General features: G+C 62.9%; 18 protein-coding genes. 12 read left to right on the forward strand and 6 right to left on the reverse strand.

Features of this window, described 5'->3' with window-relative positions; translation table 11 throughout:
- Positions 1–109: 109 nt before the first annotated feature.
- The 3 genes from S7S_RS15360 to S7S_RS15370 are packed head-to-tail and all read left to right on the forward strand — an operon-like array spanning position 110 to position 3,244.
- Positions 110–1,570 carry a flavin-containing monooxygenase gene (locus tag S7S_RS15360; protein ID WP_008733559.1) on the forward strand — a complete coding sequence of 487 codons (1,461 nt, stop codon included), beginning with the start codon at positions 110–112 and terminating at the stop codon, positions 1,568–1,570.
- The gene (locus tag S7S_RS15365; RefSeq protein WP_008733557.1) at positions 1,545–2,474 is read left to right on the forward strand and encodes an alpha/beta hydrolase; all 930 of its coding nucleotides are present in this window, start codon (positions 1,545–1,547) and stop codon (positions 2,472–2,474) included. Before S7S_RS15360 ends, S7S_RS15365 begins: the two co-directional genes overlap by 26 nt.
- Positions 2,474–3,244, forward strand: coding sequence for an SDR family oxidoreductase (locus S7S_RS15370; protein ID WP_008733555.1), 771 nt, complete (start codon positions 2,474–2,476; stop codon positions 3,242–3,244). Before S7S_RS15365 ends, S7S_RS15370 begins: the two co-directional genes overlap by 1 nt.
- A gap of 29 nt (positions 3,245–3,273) precedes the next feature.
- On the opposite strand, the gene S7S_RS15375 is transcribed toward S7S_RS15370, so the two are convergent.
- Positions 3,274–3,612: a histidine triad nucleotide-binding protein gene (locus tag S7S_RS15375; RefSeq protein ID WP_008733553.1), complete on the reverse strand. Its 339-nt coding sequence runs from the start codon at positions 3,610–3,612 to the stop codon at positions 3,274–3,276.
- Positions 3,613–3,873: 261 nt separating this feature from the next.
- On the opposite strand from S7S_RS15375, the gene S7S_RS15380 reads away from it, so the two are divergent.
- A complete protein-coding gene (locus S7S_RS15380; protein WP_008733551.1) occupies positions 3,874–4,755 on the forward strand; it encodes a 6-pyruvoyl trahydropterin synthase family protein in 882 nt (293 codons plus the stop codon).
- 153 nt (positions 4,756–4,908) lie between these two features.
- On the opposite strand, the gene S7S_RS15385 is transcribed toward S7S_RS15380, so the two are convergent.
- A complete protein-coding gene (locus S7S_RS15385; RefSeq protein ID WP_008733549.1) occupies positions 4,909–5,880 on the reverse strand; it encodes a LysR family transcriptional regulator in 972 nt (323 codons plus the stop codon).
- 322 nt (positions 5,881–6,202) lie between these two features.
- Between S7S_RS15385 and S7S_RS15390 the strand changes: the two genes are divergently transcribed.
- The 3 genes from S7S_RS15390 to S7S_RS15400 all read left to right on the forward strand — a co-directional run bounded on the left by S7S_RS15390 (position 6,203) and on the right by S7S_RS15400 (position 8,929).
- The gene (locus S7S_RS15390; RefSeq protein WP_008733544.1) at positions 6,203–6,550 is read left to right on the forward strand and encodes an Arc family DNA-binding protein; all 348 of its coding nucleotides are present in this window, start codon (positions 6,203–6,205) and stop codon (positions 6,548–6,550) included.
- Positions 6,551–6,629: 79 nt separating this feature from the next.
- Positions 6,630–7,916 (forward strand): ATP-binding protein, encoded by a 1,287-nt coding sequence (locus tag S7S_RS15395; RefSeq protein ID WP_035203067.1) that lies wholly within the window; start codon positions 6,630–6,632, stop codon positions 7,914–7,916.
- A gap of 2 nt (positions 7,917–7,918) precedes the next feature.
- Positions 7,919–8,929: a response regulator gene (locus S7S_RS15400; RefSeq protein WP_008733541.1), complete on the forward strand. Its 1,011-nt coding sequence runs from the start codon at positions 7,919–7,921 to the stop codon at positions 8,927–8,929.
- 111 nt (positions 8,930–9,040) lie between these two features.
- Here the strand turns inward: S7S_RS15400 and cqsA are convergent, their stop codons facing one another.
- Both cqsA and S7S_RS19885 read right to left on the reverse strand, forming a co-directional pair.
- Positions 9,041–10,300, reverse strand: coding sequence for an alpha-hydroxyketone-type quorum-sensing autoinducer synthase (cqsA, locus tag S7S_RS15405; RefSeq protein ID WP_008733540.1), 1,260 nt, complete (start codon positions 10,298–10,300; stop codon positions 9,041–9,043).
- A 199-nt stretch (positions 10,301–10,499) separates the two neighbouring features.
- Positions 10,500–10,655, reverse strand: coding sequence for a hypothetical protein (locus S7S_RS19885; RefSeq protein WP_169745578.1), 156 nt, complete (start codon positions 10,653–10,655; stop codon positions 10,500–10,502).
- A 216-nt stretch (positions 10,656–10,871) separates the two neighbouring features.
- Between S7S_RS19885 and S7S_RS15410 the strand changes: the two genes are divergently transcribed.
- Positions 10,872–12,107: a GGDEF domain-containing protein gene (locus S7S_RS15410; RefSeq protein ID WP_008733539.1), complete on the forward strand. Its 1,236-nt coding sequence runs from the start codon at positions 10,872–10,874 to the stop codon at positions 12,105–12,107.
- The gene (locus tag S7S_RS15415) at positions 12,104–13,339 is read left to right on the forward strand and encodes a diguanylate cyclase domain-containing protein (RefSeq protein WP_082027742.1); all 1,236 of its coding nucleotides are present in this window, start codon (positions 12,104–12,106) and stop codon (positions 13,337–13,339) included. The genes S7S_RS15410 and S7S_RS15415 overlap by 4 nt, the downstream gene beginning before the upstream one ends.
- Here S7S_RS15415 and S7S_RS15420 read toward each other — a convergent pair.
- On the reverse strand, positions 13,331–14,152 hold the full coding sequence (locus S7S_RS15420) for a M23 family metallopeptidase (protein WP_035203064.1): 822 nt from the start codon (positions 14,150–14,152) through the stop codon (positions 13,331–13,333). The two genes, S7S_RS15415 and S7S_RS15420, sit on opposite strands and share 9 nt — an antisense overlap.
- Positions 14,133–15,698, reverse strand: a complete 1,566-nt coding sequence (locus S7S_RS15425; protein ID WP_008733536.1) for a GAF and HD-GYP domain-containing protein — start codon at positions 15,696–15,698, stop codon at positions 14,133–14,135. The genes S7S_RS15420 and S7S_RS15425 overlap by 20 nt, the downstream gene beginning before the upstream one ends.
- 202 nt (positions 15,699–15,900) lie before the next feature.
- Between S7S_RS15425 and thrS the strand changes: the two genes are divergently transcribed.
- The 3 genes from thrS to cysS are packed head-to-tail and all read left to right on the forward strand — an operon-like array spanning position 15,901 to position 19,647.
- A complete protein-coding gene (gene thrS, locus S7S_RS15430) occupies positions 15,901–17,814 on the forward strand; it encodes a threonine--tRNA ligase (protein ID WP_041026020.1) in 1,914 nt (637 codons plus the stop codon).
- A 7-nt stretch (positions 17,815–17,821) separates the two neighbouring features.
- On the forward strand, positions 17,822–18,256 hold the full coding sequence (gene hisI / locus S7S_RS15435) for a phosphoribosyl-AMP cyclohydrolase (RefSeq protein ID WP_008733534.1): 435 nt from the start codon (positions 17,822–17,824) through the stop codon (positions 18,254–18,256).
- Positions 18,257–18,261: 5 nt separating this feature from the next.
- Positions 18,262–19,647, forward strand: a complete 1,386-nt coding sequence (cysS, locus tag S7S_RS15440) for a cysteine--tRNA ligase (protein ID WP_008733533.1) — start codon at positions 18,262–18,264, stop codon at positions 19,645–19,647.
- The last annotated feature ends 29 nt before the right edge of the window (positions 19,648–19,676 follow it).

A 19,676-nucleotide genomic window follows, 5' to 3' on the forward strand; every position in this document is an offset into this window, starting at 1 on the left:
ACTTGACCGGATGTCCGAAAATCACAATCTAATGGCCGCTGCGGTCATAAACAAGCCGCCTGACCTGCACTAGCATGCCCACCATCAGGGACTGTGACCGGGATATGTCATGCAGAACACCTTTGAAGTGGCCATCATCGGCGCCGGCTTTGGCGGGCTGGGTATGGCCATCAAACTGAAAAAAGCCGGCCGCGATTCGCTCGTGCTGCTGGAAAAGGCCGAGGACGTGGGCGGTTGCTGGCGCGAGAACAGCTACCCCGGCGCCGCCTGCGATGTGCCTTCGCACCTGTATTCCTATTCGTTTGAGCGCAAGCCGGACTGGTCGCGGCGCTTTGCCCCGCAGGCGGAAATCTTCGACTACCTCCGGCACTGCGCGCGCAAGTATGACCTGTACCGGCATATCCGCTTCGGCACCGAAGTAGCCGGCGCCCACTTCGATGACACCGCCGGCCTGTGGCGCATCAACACCACCCGGGGCGACACCCTCAGCGCCCGTTACCTGATCACCGCCACCGGCCAGCTCAATCGCCCGTCCATTCCCCGGCTGCCGGGTATCGACAGCTTCCAGGGCCCGGCATTTCATTCGGCCCAGTGGCGCCATGATCTCGACCTGACCGGCAAGCGGGTCGCCGTGATCGGTACCGGCGCCAGCGCGATCCAGTTCGTGCCGGCCATTGCGCCGCACGTCGCCAGGCTGACCCTGTTCCAGCGCTCTGCCCCCTATGTGATCCCCAAGGCCGACCGCCCTTACACGCGGCTGGAAAAAGCCCTGATCGCACGCTCACCGCTGCTGCAGAAACTCAGCCGGGGCGGCATCTACTCGCTGTACGAGACCCGCGTGCTCGGTTTCACCGCGCTGCAACAGGTGATGACGCTGTACGCCCGTAAAGCACAGGCGCTGATGCACAAGCACATCAAGGACCCGGCGCTGCGCCGCACGCTGACCCCGGATTACCCGATCGGCTGCAAGCGGGTGCTGATCTCCAACGACTATTACCCGGCGCTGGCCCGCGACAACGTCCAGGTAGTCGATACCCGCATCGACAACATCACGCCCACCGGCGTGCGCACCCGCGACGGCGTCGAGCACCCGGCCGATGTGCTGATCTACGGCACCGGTTTCCAGGCCACCGAATTCCTGTCGCCGATGCAGATCACCGGCCGCAACGGCCTCTCCCTGAACCAGGCCTGGCGCGACGGCGCCGAGGCCTACCTGGGCATTACCGTGCACGGTTTCCCGAACCTGTTCATGCTCTACGGCCCGAACACCAACCTGGGCCACAGCTCCATCGTCTATATGCTGGAGAGCCAGATTCACTATGTGATGGACAGCCTGAAGACCATGGACGAGCGCAACGCGCGCTCGCTGGAAGTGCACGAGGTCTCACAAGACGTCTTCAACCTGGCGCTGCAGGAGCAGATTCGCAGCACCGTCTGGGACAAGGGCTGCACAAGCTGGTACAAGACCGACAGCGGCAAGAACACCAATAACTGGCCGGGCTTCACCTTCCGCTACCGGCAACTGACGCGACGGATCAATCCGGATGACTACCACTTTACTGCCCGCTGACACCCGGCGCGGCCAGCAACTGGCGGCGGCGTCGCTGCGGCTGGCACTGCGCACGCTGGTGAAACCGATGTTCCATCCGGCGGTGCCGGTCGCCGTGCTGCGGCGCGGCCTGCGCCTCTCGGCACTGACCACCCTGACCGCCCGCGGCGTCGAGCGCAGCGTCGTCTCGCTCAATGGCGTGCCAACGGAATACCTGCATGTCCCGGATACGGCGCAACCGGCGCGCGCGCTGCTCTACCTGCACGGCGGCGCCTATGTAGTGGGCGGCCCGGGCACGCACCGGGCGCTGACCAGCCACCTGGCGCGGGCCAGCGGCGCCGGCGTGTTCGTGGTCGACTACCGGCTGGCGCCGGAGCATCCGTTCCCGGCTGCGCAGGACGACGCCGTGACGGCGTACCAAAGCCTGCTGGCCCAGGGCTATGCGCCGGAGAACATCGTGATTGGCGGCGATTCCGCCGGCGGCGGCCTGACCCTCTCCACCGCACTGCGCCTGCGCGACAGCGGCCTGCCGCTGCCGGCCGGGCTGATCCTGATCTCGCCCTGGGCGGACCTCACCCACCCGGCCGCGCACCATGCCGAGCAGCCGGACGACGTGATGCTGAGCTGGCGCACGCTGGAGCATGCTGCCGATCTGTACGCACCGGCCCGGCGCGAACTGCCGTACGTCTCGCCACTGCGCGCCGACCTGCGCGGCCTGCCGCCATGCCTGACCATCGGCGCCACCGACGAGATTCTCGCCGACGACACCCTGCGGCTCACCGAGGCGCTGGCCGCCGCCGGGGTGGCGCACCATACCTGCATCTATCAGCAGATGTGGCACGTCTTTGCCGTGCATGCCGGTGTGCTCAGCAGTGCTGACGACGCCATCGCACGCATGGCGACTTTTATTCAACGGGGACTGTAATGAGCAACAGCATTCTGATTACCGGTGCCGCCTCCGGCATCGGCCTGGCCACCGCGCAACTGTTCCATCAGAAGGGCTGGCGCGTGGGCCTGCTGGATATCAACCAGCGCGACCTGGCCCGCATCGCCGGCGGCCTGCCCGATGCCAGCGGCGCCCCGGCCTGGCATCGGGCGCTGGATGTCAGCGACAGCGAAGCCGCGCAGGCGGCGGTGGATGATTTCGCCCGGGATCACGGGCTGCGGGTGCTGTTCAACTGCGCCGGCATCCTGCGCACCGGGCATTTCGAGGACCTGCCGCTGGACGAACACGAGCAGACCCTGCGCATCAATGTGCTCGGCCTGATCACCATGACCCGCGCCGCCCTGCCCTGGCTGAAACAGGCCGAGCGCCCGGTGGTGATCAACATGAGCTCCGCCTCGGCGGTGCACGGCATCCCGCACCTGGCCAGCTATTCCGCCTCCAAGTTCGCGGTGCGCGGGCTGACGGAAGCGCTGAACCTGGAATGGCGCGCACTGGGTATCCACGTCTGCGACCTGATGCCACCGTTTGTGAACACACCGATGCTGTCACAACAGGCGTTCATCCCGCCGGTGCTGCGCAAGCTGGGGGTCAATATGGGGCCGGAGAAAGTGGCCCGCGCGGCCTGGCACGCGGTGGAGAGCAAGGCCGTGCATCACGCCATCGGCCTGCAGTTCAACGGGTTGGTGACGATGGAAAAGCTGGCGCCGAAAGCGGTGACGCGGCAGTTGATCGGCTGGTTGAGCCGCTGAAGGCGCCTGGCGCCTTCAGCAGCGGCACATCAGCCCGGCGGCCAGCTGAAGGGCCGGCCACCCAGCACATGGATGTGCAGATGAAACACCGTCTGGCTGGCGCCGGCGCCGTTGTTCACGTTCAGGCGGAAATCCGTCAGCCCCTGTTCCGCCGCCACGTTATTCGCCACCAGCAACAGGTGGCCCAGCAACGCCTGGTCTTCCCGGGTGGCGTCAGAAAGCTTTGGAATCGGCTTTTTCGGAATCACCAGGAAGTGCGTCGGTGCCTGCGGGTTGACGTCGGCAAACGCCAGCGCCTGGTCGTCCTCAAAGAGGATGTTGGCCGGAATCTCCCGGCTGATGATCTTGGAAAAAATGGTGTCGGCCATTGCCCGGTCTCACTGCGGAAAAAGAATCCGGCGTGCCGCGCACCCTCTTGCTGGAGCCACAACACGCCACGGGACAATCACCTTAATCCAGCGCCACCGGCATGACCAGTGTCTACGAGCCAGCATTGTCGACGTGGCACGGTTCACACCTGTAACGTTAATAATCAACAAATCGCCGGACGGTAGGATGAGCCGGCTGGCCGCAACTGTCATAATGTTGGCCGCTTTATCTCGCGGTAACGAACAGACAAGCAGGCAAACATGGCAACCCTCTTCGTGGATAACCTGACAGTGCTCGATTTTTCCTACCTGCACGGCAAGCGCGGCATGGTGGGCGAATCCTGGATCGTTGATCTGGAACTGACCGGCGATCTCGACGAGCAGGGCATGGTGTTCGACTTCGGCCTGATCAAGAAGGCCGTCAAGAAGGCCGTGGATGCCACCGTGGATCACAAACTGGTGGTGCCCGCCGACAGTGACCATCTGGTAGCCGGCCAGGCCGGCGGTGACGTCAATCTGGAGTGGGTCTATCAGGGCGGCACCATCCGCATGAAGGCGCCGACGTGCAGCACGGTGTACCTGCCGGGCTCGGAAGTCACCAAGAGCACCCTGACCCTGTTTCTGCTGGATATCGTCCAGCCGGTGCTGCCGGCCAACGTGCGCGAGCTGGTGCTGACGTTGCGCGAGGAAGACGTGGGCACGGCACCGAGCTACCACTACTCCCACGGCCTGAAGAAACACGACGGCAACTGCCAGCGCATTGCCCACGGCCACCGCTCCTGCATCCAGATCTTCGAAAATGGCCGTCGCAGCCGCTATTGGGAAAAACTCTGGGCGGATCGCTGGGAAGATATCTACATCGGCACCCGCGAAGACCTGGAAGGCACCTACTATATTGATGAGGTGCCGCACCACCGCTTCCGCTATGAAGCCGAGCAGGGCCTGTTCGAACTGCTGATCCCCGAAGACCACTGCTACCTGATCGACACCGACTCCACCGTGGAGCATCTGGCCGAGCACATTGCCCGCCAGCTCGCCGACGAGGCGCCCGGCAAGCACTTTCGCGTGCGTGCCTTCGAAGGGGTGGCGAAAGGGGCGCTGGCTGAGGCCGGCTCGCTGGGGCCGCGGGGGCCGGTGGGGTGAGAAAGAGGTCGGACGTCTGACGTCGGACGTCTGACGCCAAAACCAAAAACACTGCCCACCGATACTGGGGACCGGCATATGCCCCGATGCTGCAGGATAGCGCCTTCCCGGTTTAGCGTCCGACGTCAGACGTCCGACGTCAGACCCGCCCCCTCAAATATCCTGCTCCCGCTCGTCCGGGTCCTCGCGCAGGATATTCCCCGCCTCTTCCTGAATCAGCTTACGCAGCCAGCGGTGCGCCGCGTTGTGATGCAGCAGCGGTGACCAGGCCATCTTCAACTCAAAGCGCGGAATCACGAACGGCGGGTCCTTGATCACCAGCCTCGGGTTCTGGGCCTGCATGCGCGCCACCCGGCTCGGCAGCGTCGCCACCAGGTCATTGTTCATCGCCAGCAGCGCCGGCATCTGATAGTGGCGGGTAAAAATGGAGATGCGCCGGGTCTTGCCGATCCGCGCCAGCGCCTGGTCGATCCAGCCCAGGCCGCCGAGCTTTTCCGGGTTCATGCCGAAGCCGACGCCGAAGCCGGTCTTGGACACCCAGATATGCTGGGCGCTGAGGTAGGCATCCAGATTGAAATCCCGCGCCAGCGGGTTGCCCCGGTTCAGCAGGCAGGAAAAGTAGTCCTTCCACAGGGTGACCTGGTGGAAGGAGCGGGGGATCTCGTTGAAGCGGTTGATCGCCAGGTCCACCCGGCCCTGCTCCATGTCGGCATAGCTGACGTCAGAGGGCGTCAGGAAATCCAGCACCACGTTCGGCGCCTCCAGCCGCAGGCGGCGCACCAGATGCGGCACCAGGGTCGCCTCGGCGTAGTCGCTGGTCATGATGCGGAACACCCGGCGGCTGCTGTCGGGCAGGAATTCCTCGTCCGGGGTCAGCATCGCTTCCGTCTGGGCCAGCACTTGGCGCACCAGCGGTTGCAGCTCCAGCGCCCGTTCGGTGGGGTTCATGCCATTGGAGGTGCGGATCAGGAGCGGGTCACCGAACAGTTCGCGCAGGCGCTTGAGGCCATTACTCATGGCTGGCTGGGAGATGCCGAGCTGGTCGGCGGCACGGGTGACGTTCAATTCGCGCAGCAGGACATCCAGGTACTTAAGCAGGTTGAGATCAACGCGACCTATGTTCATGATGGGGCTCTCTGGAAGGGCTTGCTGGCAGGGCTTCCCGCCCGTCATTCGTTCTGTGAATGAAAATGCCACGATTATAATCAGGGCGAATTATGTCACTTGCCCCGGCGCAGGTCACTTGACCCTCAGGCCGCGTCAGCCGGTGGAATCCACCCTAGAGCTTGGCCCCGGAGACGCCGCCAGAATGCGCTGCGGTCACACCATGATGTTAATCAGTACTGAGGCACACTCCCGTTTGCGGTGTAGTATCATCGGGTTGGCACGCAGCACAGACTGCTATCATTATGATATTTAAGTGTTTTTGTCGGGAGGATGGAGTGTGATGGACAACAGAAAGGCATCCGTACAAACAAGACAGGAAGTGGAAAAATTCGTGGTACGCCTGCCGAAAGGCATTCGCGGCATGATCTCGGAAATTTCCCGTATCAACCATCGCAGCATGAATTCTGAAATCGTTGCGCGACTGGAAGAAAGTCTGGGTCTGTCGGCGCCAGTGGATGGCGTCAGCGAAGCCGCACCGGAGTTGTACGCCGTCAACGGCGATCATCCGCGTCCGGACATGCAACTGACCGACGAACAGACTGCCGCCCAGCAGGAAGAGCGTCTGCTCGAGCGCTTCCGTCGCCTTTCCGGCGACCGTCGTCGCGCATTGCTGGAACTGCTGCGCTGATCCAGCGGGCAACCGCCTCAGTGCTCTACCAAGGCTGGCCAACAGGCCAGCCTTTTTATGTCATGCGTGCCGATACCTGATGATTGTCTCCCGTCTTAACCAGTCGATCAGCGAAAGTGCACATTTTTCTCGCCACAATGCGCCCATGGTCGGCGTGCTCGGCCTGGTGAGCTTTCCGCTTTACTACTTCATCTGGCAATTTGTCTTCCCGCAGCCGTACGAAAGCGTGTGGCTGCGAATCGGTGGCGTGCTGGTGTGTATCCCGCTGCTGTTCTATCGCCTGTGGCCGGCGCGCATGCAGCGCTATTTTGCCGGCTACTGGGTGTTTGCCCTGAGCTACGCCCTGCCGTTCTTCTTTACCTACATGCTGCTGCGCAACGACCTGTCGCTGGTCTGGAGCATGAGTACCATGGCGGCGCTGTTCATGCTGGTGCTGGCCGTGTACGACTGGCTGCTGGTGATCTGCATTGCTGTCGTCGGCTCGTTGCTGGGCTGGATGGCCTTTCTGCTGACGGCGGACAGCGCCGCCGCCTTTTCCGCCTACATGCAGCAACTGCCGATCTATGCGTTCGTGGTGATTGCAGGCAGTATCTTCAACTACACCGCTAACATGGTGAAGGAAGAAAAACTCAACGCCCACGCGGCCATCGGTCGCAATATAGCCCATGAGCTGCGTACGCCTCTTTCTGGCATGAAGGGCGCCACCTCCGGCCTGGTGCAATACCTGCCGCACCTGGTCGCCGCACACCGCGCGGCCATGGAGGCCGGCCTGGACGTGCGCCGCATCCGCAGCACCCGCCTGGACCAGCTCAGCGACGCCGCCAACCGTATCCAGGAGGAGATCGACTTCTCCCATACCATCATCGACATGCTGCTGCTCAGTGCCGGTCAGACCACCATCAAGCAGGATAATTTTCGCAATCATTCCATCAATGACACCATCCGCCGGGCGCTGGAGCGATACCCGTTCAAATCCGAGCGCGAACGGCATCTGGTACAGTGGCAGGAAGGCGAAGACTTTGAATACTATGGGTCTGACCTGCTGGTGACCCACGTGCTGTTCAACCTGACCAAGAACGCCCTGCACAGCGTCATCAGTGCCGGCAAGGGTGTGATCCATATCAGCAGCAGTCGTGGCGTGGACACCAACCGGCTGATTTTCATGGACACCGGGCCGGGCATTCCCCGTACCCAGGTAAAACACATCTTCGACTACTTTTACACGTCGAAAACGGTTGATCAGGGTACCGGGCTCGGCCTGTCATTCTGCCGTCTGGTGATGCAGAGCCTGCATGGTGGCATCCGTTGCGAGTCCAGGCTCGGCGAATACACACTGTTCGAATTGTCTTTTCCCCGGGGTCGCTAATCATGTTGAAGCCTGTCATTCAGCCCTACTTTCATCCCACCACCGTGGTGATGGTGGATGACAACGAACGGTTTCTCGATAATTTCAGCCTGCAGCTGGATGAGAAACTGGCCTGTGTCTTCTATTCCTCGGCCGTGGAATGCCTGGCGATGCTCAACGGCCGCGCCAAGCGCACGCCGCTGGACCAGCGCTGCTTCTCCTACTACCAGCAGCCGTCCAACACGGCCTCGAACCGGGTCATCCGGCTGGACCTGACCCTGATCGAGCAGGAGATCAGCAATCCGGAGCGCTTCCGCGACATTTCCGTGGTCGTGGTCGACTACGACATGCCGGAGATGACCGGCCTGGAATTCTGCCAGCGCATCCGCAACCACCGTATCAAGAAGATTCTGCTGACCGGCGTGGCGGACGAGAAAATCGCCGTGGAGGCGTTCAACGCCGGCATCATCGATCACTTCATGATGAAGAGCGATCCGCAGATCACGATGCGCATCAACAAGACCATCAATGACCTGCAGCGCCGTTATTTCTCCGAAATTTCCTCGCTGATCCAGAGCACGCTGGCACTGGAAGCGCCGGATTTTCTCTACGATGCCGACTTCATCCGCTATTTCTTCGATCTGGTCGACAGGCACCATGTCGCCGAGTACTACTACGTCGAGGACCCGACCGGCTTCCTGATGGTGAGCGAGACCGGCCAGCTCTGGCGCCTGGTGGTCTATAGCGAAACCGACCTGCAACGCACCCTGTTCAACCTGCGCGGCCTGAAACCGCCGGCCGCCCTGATGAAACGCATCTCTTCCGGCAAGGCAGTGCCGTGGCTGTGGGCATCACCGGACGAATTCGACGAGGATGAGGATTTCTTCTGGGACGATTACGTGCACACAGCAACGCGTGTCAGCGGCGACCAGACCTGGTTCTGCGCACTGGTGGAAAGCCCGCCGGCAGATATTGAGTACGACAGCGAAACCTCCAGCTACATGGCCTACCTGGAAGAGCTCGACAAGCAATAAGCCTCTCTGCAGCACAAGCCCCGCAGCCCGCCCCCGGCGGCCGGACCCAGGGAAAGTGCCCGGAAAAGCCGAGGCTTTTCCAGGCCTTCCCTGGCTCAGGCCCGGGATCTATCAGCCGACGGCACGCTGACGTGTCACCACGTCACGATGCAGACGACGGGTCGACGCCCAGTCCCACATACCCACTTCATCACGAATCTCCGCACACACATCGAGCACATGCCCGACCTGATTGAGCGTCAGGCCGGCGTTGATGCTCAGGCGAATCATCGAGCGGTTCTTGGCCGTTGCCGGTGCGCAGAACACCGAGCCGAACACGTCACGCTCCTCCAGCGCCTCGCGCAGTTTCAGGGTCAGGTTTTCCGGCCCGGCTTCCAGCGAGATGATCTGCGACTGGCTGGCCGAGACGTTGTAGCCCAGCTCGGTCAGCCCGTTGCGCAGAAAGTCGGAGTTCATCCGCATGGCCTCACGCCGCCAGCCATCACGAATGATGATGTCGAGCGTCTTGTCGAGGCCGGCGATTTCATACGGCAGCAGACAGGAACTGAAAATCGCCGTTCGCGCGGTGCACCAGAAATACTCCTCGAAGGTCTTGCTGCAGAGGATGATGCCAGCACGGCCGGAGAACGCCTTGGCCAGGCTCGCGGTGACAAAATGCACCCGGTCATTGAGACCGTACTCGCGCACCATGCCACTGCCGAACGGCCCATGCGTCCCGAGCGAATGGGACTCGTCGACGATGATCAGGCAACCGAATTCGGTGGCGAGATCCACTACCCCCTCCAGTTCACACAACGCCCCCATGGTGCTGTACACCGAATCCACACAGACAATGCCCTGTCCGTATGTCTTCAACTGCCGCCGCAGGTGCTCCAGATCGTTGTGGCGGAATGGCCGCACCTGGGCGCCGGCACTGATCACGCCTTCCCACATGGACGCATGGGCGTTCATGTCCATGTACACCGGCACACCATCACTGGCCAGCACCTGGATCAGCCCCACGTTGGCGGCGTACCCGGACTGCGCCAGGATCGACGATTCATAGCCGGTGTAATCCGCCATGCGCCGCTCGAACCGGCGCTGGTGGTTGTCACCGCGCAGGAACGACCCGGACATCAGCACGCTCTGGGTGTCTCCCAGCAGACAGTCCACCTGCGCTTTCACGATTTCCTCGTGTCCGGCGATGCTCAGGTAATCGTTGCTCAACAACTGGATCGACTGCCGGTCAGGAATGCGACCCCGAAGGATGTGCTTGCCCCCCCACAGTTTCCCCCAGCGCTCCAGGAAAAATTCATCCATACGGCGTTTCAGAAAATCCGGCATGTCGGCGATTTTCGTCTGTACGGACAGTTCGTTGAGTTTGATATTCATGCATTTGTCTCCGATTAATACTGATTTGGTTTATCAGCAACACGTCATGGCTTGCTGATGGCAGAACGTGACGCGCTCTGTTTGTTTTTTCACGCCACGTTTCTAAGATAGAGCAAAGGTGATGGCTCTTTTACATCCGCTGATATCGAACGAATGCGAGGGAAAGGCTGCAAAAAACAGGTCAGATATCGGCCTGATATCAAGCTGATTGTCTTTTGATACCCAGGGATTTTTTTGTTTTTGAGGATCGCGAGAGAACGCCGCAGCAGGCAGCAGAAAAACCTCTTTTCGGCGATGTTTTTCTGGCAGAAAAATTTCTCTGCAAAGCAAAATCTGAATGCCATTCAGCGGTCATGTGTAAACTCTATGAACGCGTCCTGCACTGGCATCGGGCAAGGGAGCCGGAACAGGGCATCGTCCTCTGCGGCAGTCATGATTTCATAATGCCTGCACGGCCTGTCGGCTGCGCATCACCCGGCAACTGGTGGCAGCCCGCCCGCCGGTGGTAATCTATTGAGCCGCAAGGGGTTGTTTGCGTTACCCGGGACCACCCGGGACGTCAGGGGCAGGGATGAACAGTCAGCAGTCACTACAAGAAGACCAGTCATTACCCAACGGACGCGACCTGGCCCTGCCCTGGCACCTGACCCTGCCAGCGCGGCTGGAAAGCGCCTTCCGCGAACAGTTCCGCGACAACGCTGCCCGCCTGATTCCCGCTGCCACCATCTTGATGCTGCTGGTGTATGTCGTGGCCTTTGCGGTCGAGCATCATGTGGCCCCGGAGGCCACCGAGATCAGTTGGCGGCCGCGCCTGCTGGCCGCCATGGTCACGGTGGGCGTACTGCTGGCAAGCCGCCATGCCCTGCGCTGGCTGCAGCCGGCGGTGGCCGGCATGGCACTGGTGGTTGCCGGCATCCACCTGTACCTGGGGCTCAGCGTCGATCACCCACTGCAGGATGCCTACTTCTACGTCCCGTTCCTGGCCATCCTGCTGCTTGGCAGCCTGTTTCGCATCCAGCTCTACTGGGCGTTACCCACCAGCCTGGCCATCCTCGCCGCGCAGGCGGTGATCCTGTTCGGCGCCAGCCACCTCAGCGACGCCGAGGCGCTGGTGATCACCGCCTTCACCGCCTGCGCCACGGTCATGAGCCTGTTCGGCCAGTATTTCTTTGAGCGCCTGCAAAGGCAGCATTTCCTTTCCGACCGGGTACTGCACCTGCACCGCAGCGAATTGCATGCCGCCAACCGGTCCTTGGAAAGCCAGGCTACCGAGGACGGCCTCACCGGCGCGGTCAACCGGCGCGGCATGGACGTGCGCCTGAGCAACCTGCTGCACAACATGCAGCACCAGGCGCGCGGCGCCCCGGACAGCATCGCCGTGCTGCTGTTCGATATCGACTACTTCAAGCAATACAACGACACCTACGGCCATCAGGCTGGTGATGAATGCCTCAAGGCAGTGGCCGAGGTGCCCAAGGCCATGGTGCAGCGGGCCACCGATTTCGTTGCCCGTTATGGCGGCGAGGAATTTGTCATCGTGCTGGGTGGCACTCGGCTGCGTGATGCGCTGGTGTTTGCGGAACGCATGCGCGCCCGTATTGAGCGGCTCGGCATTCCGCACCGCAACTCCAAAAGCAACAACGTGGTCACCATCAGCATCGGTGTGGCCTGCACCGCCGAGGGTGTTGATTCTGCCGAGCGACTGATCCACCTCGCCGACGAAGCGCTCTACCAGGCCAAAGGCGCCGGCCGTAACCGGGTCGCCTGCGTCGATGACGACGGCTCCGTGCGAGTCCTCACCCCATGACGTCACTGCCCGGGAAGGACCCTGTGCAGCAACACCCGCCGCCAGACACCCCGGTGGCCCAACTCGACCGGCTCACTGCACTGCTGCACCGGCCGATCTGGCTGCTGCGCTTCCCTGCGGCGCTGGAGCAACCCTTCTGGCGCCGGCAACAACCGGCCCAGGTGCTGGCCGCACGCATCGGTGTACTGGTTGGCATACCGCTGTACCTGATCACCACACTGATCGAATGGCGCACCGATCCGGCACTGTTACGCCTCACCCTGCCAACCCGCGCGCTGGCGATCGGGCTGCTGTTGCTGGTGGGCGTGGCGGCCAGTTGCGCCATGACGCGCCGTCATCTGGCGTGGATCGTACCGCTGGCCATCCTGTTGCTGAACAGCCTGCAACTGTATATCTGCCGCTTCAGCGCACCGGCCTACCAGGCGATGACCCTGCTGTGGATGCTGCTGCCGCTGACCTTCATGAGCACGGTCTCGCGGGTGCCGTTTCGTTGCGCACTGTGGGTGGGACTGTGTACCGCCGGTGGCTTCCTGCTATGTTCGGCCCGCTTTTCCAGCCTTTCCGGTATCCAGCTCTATCACACCGGTTTCTTTTTTCTCTCTTTCATCCTGATCCTGCTGCTGAGTCACTTTTTCAATGAACGGCTGCAACGCCAGCGTTTCCTGCAGGCCAGCCTGCTCAATCTGCACCGGCGCGGCCTGCACCGGCCGGACCCCGGCCAGCCGGAGGTTCTGCAACCGGACCGCGAACTTGGCGTGGTCAGCCGCGCTGCGCTGGATCAGCGGCTGCGCAAGCACTTTGCCTACCACCACCCGCCACGTATCGCCGTGGTGATCTGCACGCTGGATCATTTCGATACCCTCGTCGCCACCTACAGCGAACACGAGGCGCTGTTCTGCCTGGCCACCGTGGCACGCACGGCGCAACGCATGGTTGCTGGCAGCGGTGATTTTGTCGCCCGGCGTGGTGACCGCTCTCTGGCGCTGGTACTGGAAGGCGGCAATGGCTTCGATGCACTGCATCTGGCAGAACGCTTGCGCCGGCAAGTGGAGGCCATGGGGATTCCGCACTTTGGCAGCCCAAGCCAGGTCATCACGCTCAGTGGCGGCGTAGCCGCCAGCGAACACCTGCGCGAACCAAGCGCCGATACCTTGCTGCAGGCTGCCGATCAGGCCCTGTCGCGGGCCCTCGCTGCCGGCGGCAACCGCAGCGAGGCGTGGCGTTCAGCGTGACGGCATCGGCCCGACCACGGTGGTCGGGTCCAACCGCTCCTGAAACCAATTGATGCGCCAGTCCAGATGCGGCCCGGTGGCACGCCCGGTGGCACCGACGCGGGCCACGGCCTGCCCCTGTGTCACCTCGTCGCCTTCCTGCACCAGCATTTCACTCAGATGAATGAAGGTGGTCGAGACGCCGTAGCCGTGATCAATGATCAGGGTGCCACCGGAATAGAACATGTCGTCGTGTACCAGCGTCACCACACCCGCCGCCGGTGCCACCACCGGCGTACCGGTGGGCGCGGCGATATCCAGGCCCAGGTGCGGGCTGCCGGGCACGCCGTTGTAGACACGCTGGCTGCCATATACGCCGCTGATGCGGCCGGTCAGCGGCCAGATGAAGCCGTCGGCGAAAAAATCCAGCGAGCTGTCGGTATCCCGCGCCCTGCGCACCAGCGCCGTTTCTTCACGAATGCGCGCCAGCACCTCCGGCGGCGGCGGATCAACGGTGCGTTGCGGCACGCCCTCGATGCGCTGGATATTCCATTCGCGTGGCGACAACGGCAGACGGACCCGTTCCTCCCGTGCTCCCTGCTTCAGCAGCAATGTCGCCTCGCCCTCGGTATCGCGCCCGAAGCCGAACGGCACCTGGCCCGCCGGGCTCACACGCAATGGCGTATCGCCCAGCCACACCTGCGTACCCGGCACCACCTCCGCCCGCAGCAGGGCGCCGGGCGCCGGGTCGCCGTGCAGGGTGATCAGCAGGGAATCCGCCGCCCGGGCGGCCACAGACAACAACAGACACAGACTACAAATAAGAACTCGCATCACTCACATCCAGTTGCGCCGGGTCGAGAATCTGGAGGGCATAGCTTTCCCAGACCCGGGCGCGGACAAACAGTTCATACAGCCCGGCATCGATATGCCGGGCATCGCGCATGCGTCGCAGGATACCCAGCGCTTCGGAAATTTTCATCGGTGACTTATAAGGGCGGTCGTGGGCAGTGAGCGCCTCGAACACGTCGGCAATCGCCATCATCCGCGCCGGCAGCGACATCTGCTCGCCGGTCAGGCCACGCGGGAAACCCGTGCCGTCGATACGCTCGTGATGACCACCGGCGTATTCCGGCACCCGGCGCAGCTTGCGTGGAAAGGGCAGCGACTCAAGCATGTCCAGCGTGACCTGGATGTGGTTGTTGATGATGTCCCGTTCGGCAGGGGTCAGCGTCCCCCGGACAATACACAGTGTGGCCACTTCCTCATCACTGAGCAGCGGTTGCAGCACACCGTCGACGTCACGCCACTCGCGCATGGCGATCTCGCGCACGCGCTGCTGGTCGGCCTCGGCCATGCGCTCGCTACCGACATTGATACGGCGCAGGAACGCCAGCTCATCCACCAGCGTCTCCAGCGTGCGCGCCAGCGTCTCGGCCAGGGCCTCTGCCGCCTGCGGCTCATCCGCCACGGCGGCAGCACACTCCGCCTGATACTGCACGCGCAGCACGGCGAAGCGTGTCGCCACCTCGTCGATGCGGTCATGCAGGGTGTGCAGCTTGGTGGATTTTTCCAGCACGGAGTCCGGCGTGGTCAGCTTGCCGCAATCGTGCAGCCAGGCGGCCACGCGCAGTTCATACCATTCGTCGTCGTTCAGGTTGAAATCGGCGTAGTGCTGCTGGTCCTCACAGGCGGCCCGGGCCAGCAGTTCAGTCAGCAACGGCACTCGCTGGCAGTGGCCGGAGGTGTGCGAGCTTTTCTCGTCCACTGCTCGCGCGATCACCTTGATGAAGGCATCCAGCAGTTGCTCCATCTCCTGAACCAGCAGGACATTATGCAAGGCGATGGCGGCATAATTGGCCACCCCGGACACCAGTGCCAGCAGGCGCGGCGGAAAATCCGTCACTTCCTGCGAGTCATCATCGCGGGCGTTGAACAGTTGCAGCACGCCGAGCACTTCGCGGCCGTGATTGAGCAGCGGCACCACCAGGCTGTTTTCCACCCGTTCGCGCATGTCCGGCGGCACACCGGCCAGTTCGCCCGGTTGCGGGCCGACCAGCACTTCACCGCTGAGCACCGCGCGGGCAGCCGGATGCAGGCTGCCGGCGGCAACCACCACCGGCGCTGCCGTCACCGGTACCCCGCCGGCGCCGCCCTGGCACAGCACCAGCGCCGGCCAGCGCAGCAGCACGCATTCCAGTTGCGGCGCCCGCGCGCCGGCACCGTCATCCAGCAGGTACAGCATGCCGCCATCTGCCCGCGCCAGCAGCCGTGCCTCGTCGAGGATCACTTCACACAGGCGCAGCGTGTCACGCTGCATGGTAATGCGCTGCGCGACACGCAGAAGACGCTGATAATGTTGCGGGCTGAACGGTTCCATGGCGCCATCCTGGGCTGTGACTCGGGGCAGAATAGCCCCGGCATCCGGGGGCGCATAGCATCGCTTTGTTACTGCATGAGGGCAGCATGTAACCCTGCTGGCAGGCTGCCAGCTCCCGTGGTTTCCTTGCAGCCCCCCGGCTGATTGCCTACCATCAGCCGGCTATCCAACCCTATTAGCCACAAGCCGACGACCTGATCCCATGAGCATAGCGTACCGGCTGCCCGACGGGGCGGCCCTGGAATTTGAGCAGCCCGTGTCCGGCAGCGAGATCGCCGAACGCATCAGTAAAAAGCTGGCCAAACAGGCCCTGGCCGTGAAAGTGGACGGCCAGTTGCGGGACGTCTATCTGACCGTCCCGGCGGGCGCCACCGTCCAGATCATCACCCGTGAGGACGCCGATGCGCTGGAACTGATCCGTCACGATGCCGCGCACGTCATGGCCGAGGCCGTGCAGGAGCTGTTCCCCGGGACCCAGGTCACCATCGGCCCGACCATCGAAAACGGCTTCTATTACGACTTCCACCGCGAGCAGCCGTTCACCCCGGACGACCTCAAGGCGATCGAGAAGCGCATGCAGGATATCGTGCGCCGCAACGAAGAGATCCGCCGCGAAGTCTGGGACCGTGACGAGGCCATCGCCTTCTTCCTGGAAAAGGGCGAGACCTTCAAGGCCGAGATCATCCGCGAGCTGCCGGCGGGCGAGGAAGTGAGCCTGTACCGCCAGGGCGACTTCATCGACCTGTGCCGTGGCCCGCACCTGCCCGCCACCAGCAAGCTCGGTGACGGCTTCAAACTGACCAAGGTGGCCGGCGCCTACTGGCGTGGCGACAGCAACAACGCCCAGTTGCAACGCATCTACGGCACGGCCTGGCGCGACAAGAACGAGCTGAACGAACATCTTCGCCAGCTTGAAGAAGCCGCCAAGCGCGATCACCGCAAGCTGGGCCGGGAAATGGACCTGTTCCACCAGCAGGAAGAAGCCCCCGGCATGGTGTTCTGGCACCCGCGCGGCTGGGCCATCTGGCAGAAGGTCGAGCAGTATGTGCGCCAGGTGTACCGCAAGAGCGGTTATCAGGAAGTGCGTGGCCCGCAGATCATGGATGTGAGCCTGTGGAAGAAATCCGGCCACTGGGACAACTACCAGGACAACATGTTCTTCACTGAATCCGAAAAACGGATCTACGCGGTGAAGCCGATGAACTGCCCTGGCCATGTGCAGATCTACAACGCTGCCCTGCACAGCTACCGTGACCTGCCGATCCGCTATGCCGAGTTTGGCGGCTGCCACCGCAACGAGCCGTCCGGCGCCCTGCACGGCATCATGCGCGTGCGTGCCTTTACCCAGGACGATGGCCACATCTTCTGCACCGAAGATCAGGTGCAGGAAGAGGTGACCGCATTCCACCAGCAGGCCATGAAGGTGTACGCGGACTTCGGCTTCGAGAATATCTCCGTGAAGCTGGCGCTGCGCCCGGACAAGCGCATCGGCACTGACGACGCCTGGGACAAGGCCGAAGCCGGCCTGCGTGCCGCGCTGGCCAGCGCCGGCGTGGAATGGGAAGAAATGCCCGGCGAAGGCGCCTTCTACGGGCCGAAGATCGAATACCATCTGAAGGACTCCATCGGGCGCTCCTGGCAGATGGGCACCGTGCAGTTTGATCCGATGATGCCGGAGCGCCTGGACGCCGAGTACGTCGACGAGCACTCCCAGCGCCAGCGCCCGATCATGCTGCACCGCGCCATCCTCGGCTCCATGGAGCGTTTCATCGGTATCCTGATCGAACACCACGCCGGCCACCTGCCGCTGTGGCTGGCGCCGGTGCCGGTGGTGATTGCCACCATCACCAATGCTGCCGATGAGTACGCCAACAGCGTGCGGGACACACTGGAAGCCGCGGGCGTAACGGTGGAAATGGACCTGCGCAACGAAAAGATCGGCTACAAGGTGCGCGAGCATTCCGCTGCCAAAGTGCCGGTGATTTTCGTCATCGGCGAACAGGAAGCGAACGAAGGCAAGGTCGCCATCCGTCGCCTGGGCAGCCGCGACACCGAGGTCGTCGCGCTGGCCGACGCCGTACAACAGATACAGGACGCCACCCGCATACCGGGCTGAGAGGATCATGTTCAAGGACAACGAGCAGCAGCCGAACGGTTTCACCCTGCCGCTGGCGCAGGCGCTGGATCACCTGCGCTGGAACGCTGACGGGCTGGTGCCTGCCATCGCCCGGCAGCACGACACCGGCGAAGTGCTGATGATGGCCTGGATGAACCGCGAAGCGCTGGAAGACACCCTGCGCACCGGCCGCGTGTGCTACTACTCCCGCTCGCGCGGCGGCCTGTGGCGCAAGGGCGAATCCTCCGGCCAGACGCAGACACTGATCGAACTGCGCATCGACTGCGACGGCGACACCGTGCTGCTGAACGTGGACCAGACCGGCCCGGCCTGCCACACCGGCCGGCGCGACTGCTTCTACTGGCGTGCCGACGGCGCGCAACTGGTGCTCGACAAGGCACCGCTCATTGATCCTGCTGACCTGTACCCGGACAAACGCTGACCGCCATGCCGACACTGACCCTGCACAATACGCTTTCCGGCCGGAAAGAAATCTTCACCCCGATCGACCCGGAGCGGATCACCCTGTATGTGTGCGGCCCGACGGTCTACAACTACGTGCACATCGGCAACGCTCGCCCGGTGGTGGCGTTCGATGTGCTGTTCCGACTGTTGCAGCGCCTGTATCCGCAGGTGGTCTACGCCCGCAACATTACCGATATCGATGACAAGATCATCAACGCCGCGCGCGACAACGGCGAACCGATCAGTGCCCTGACCGCACGTTTCACCGAGGCGTTCGAACAGGACATGGCCGCACTGAACGCGCTGCCACCGACCATCACGCCGCACGCCACCGAACATGTCGGCGACATGATCGGCATGATCGAGACGCTGGTGGACAAGGGCCACGCCTACGCGGCCGAAGGCCACGCATTGTTCGACGTGCAGAGCATGCCCGACTACGGCCGGCTGTCGAAACGCTCTCTGGACGACATGCTCGCCGGCGCGCGCGTGGAAGTGGCGCCCTATAAAAAATACCCCGGCGATTTCGTGCTCTGGAAGCCGAGCAGCGACGACCAGCCCGGCTGGGAATCCCCCTGGGGCCGTGGCCGCCCCGGCTGGCATATCGAATGCTCGGCGATGATCGCGCGTCACCTCGGCCCGCTGATCGACATTCACGGTGGCGGCCAGGACCTGATCTTCCCGCACCACGAAAACGAAATCGCCCAGGGCTGCTGCGCGCACGGCACCGACTATGTGCGCTACTGGCTGCACAATGGCTATATCAATATCGATGGCGAGAAGATGTCCAAGTCACTGGGCAACTTCCGGCTGGTGCGCGAGCTGCTGAAAGTCTATCCCGGCGAAGTGCTGCGCTTTGCCCTGCTGTCGGCGCATTACCGCTCACCGCTGAATTTCTCCGAAGACGTGTTGCAACAGGCACGTTCAACGCTGGACAGTCTGTACTACGCCCTGCTCGGCCGTGGTGAGCAGGTGACACCAGAAGCTGGCTATGCACTACCGGAAGATCATCCGGTCAATCTGGCCCTGTGCGACGACCTGAACACACCGGAAGCGATCAGCGAACTGCACCGCATCGCCGCCGCGCTGAACAAGGCCGACGACGCCGACAAACCACGCCTGAAAGCCGAACTGCTGGCGGCGGCGGCGTTGCTTGGGCTGCTCTCGCAAGAACCGTCTGCCTGGTTCCAGCAGGGCAGCGGCGACAGCAACCTGGCAAATGAAACGATTGATGCGTTGATTGCCGAACGCGCCGAAGCAAAAAAATCCCGTGATTTTGCCCGCGCTGACGCCATTCGGCAGCAACTGGACGAGGCCGGCATCGTGCTGGAAGACACGCGCGAAGGAACACGCTGGTCGCGCAAGTAGGTATTTTTATCGTGAGGCCGGATCACCGG

The organism is Isoalcanivorax pacificus W11-5 (genome assembly GCF_000299335.2).
In the GTDB taxonomy this organism is placed as follows: domain Bacteria; phylum Pseudomonadota; class Gammaproteobacteria; order Pseudomonadales; family Alcanivoracaceae; genus Isoalcanivorax; species Isoalcanivorax pacificus.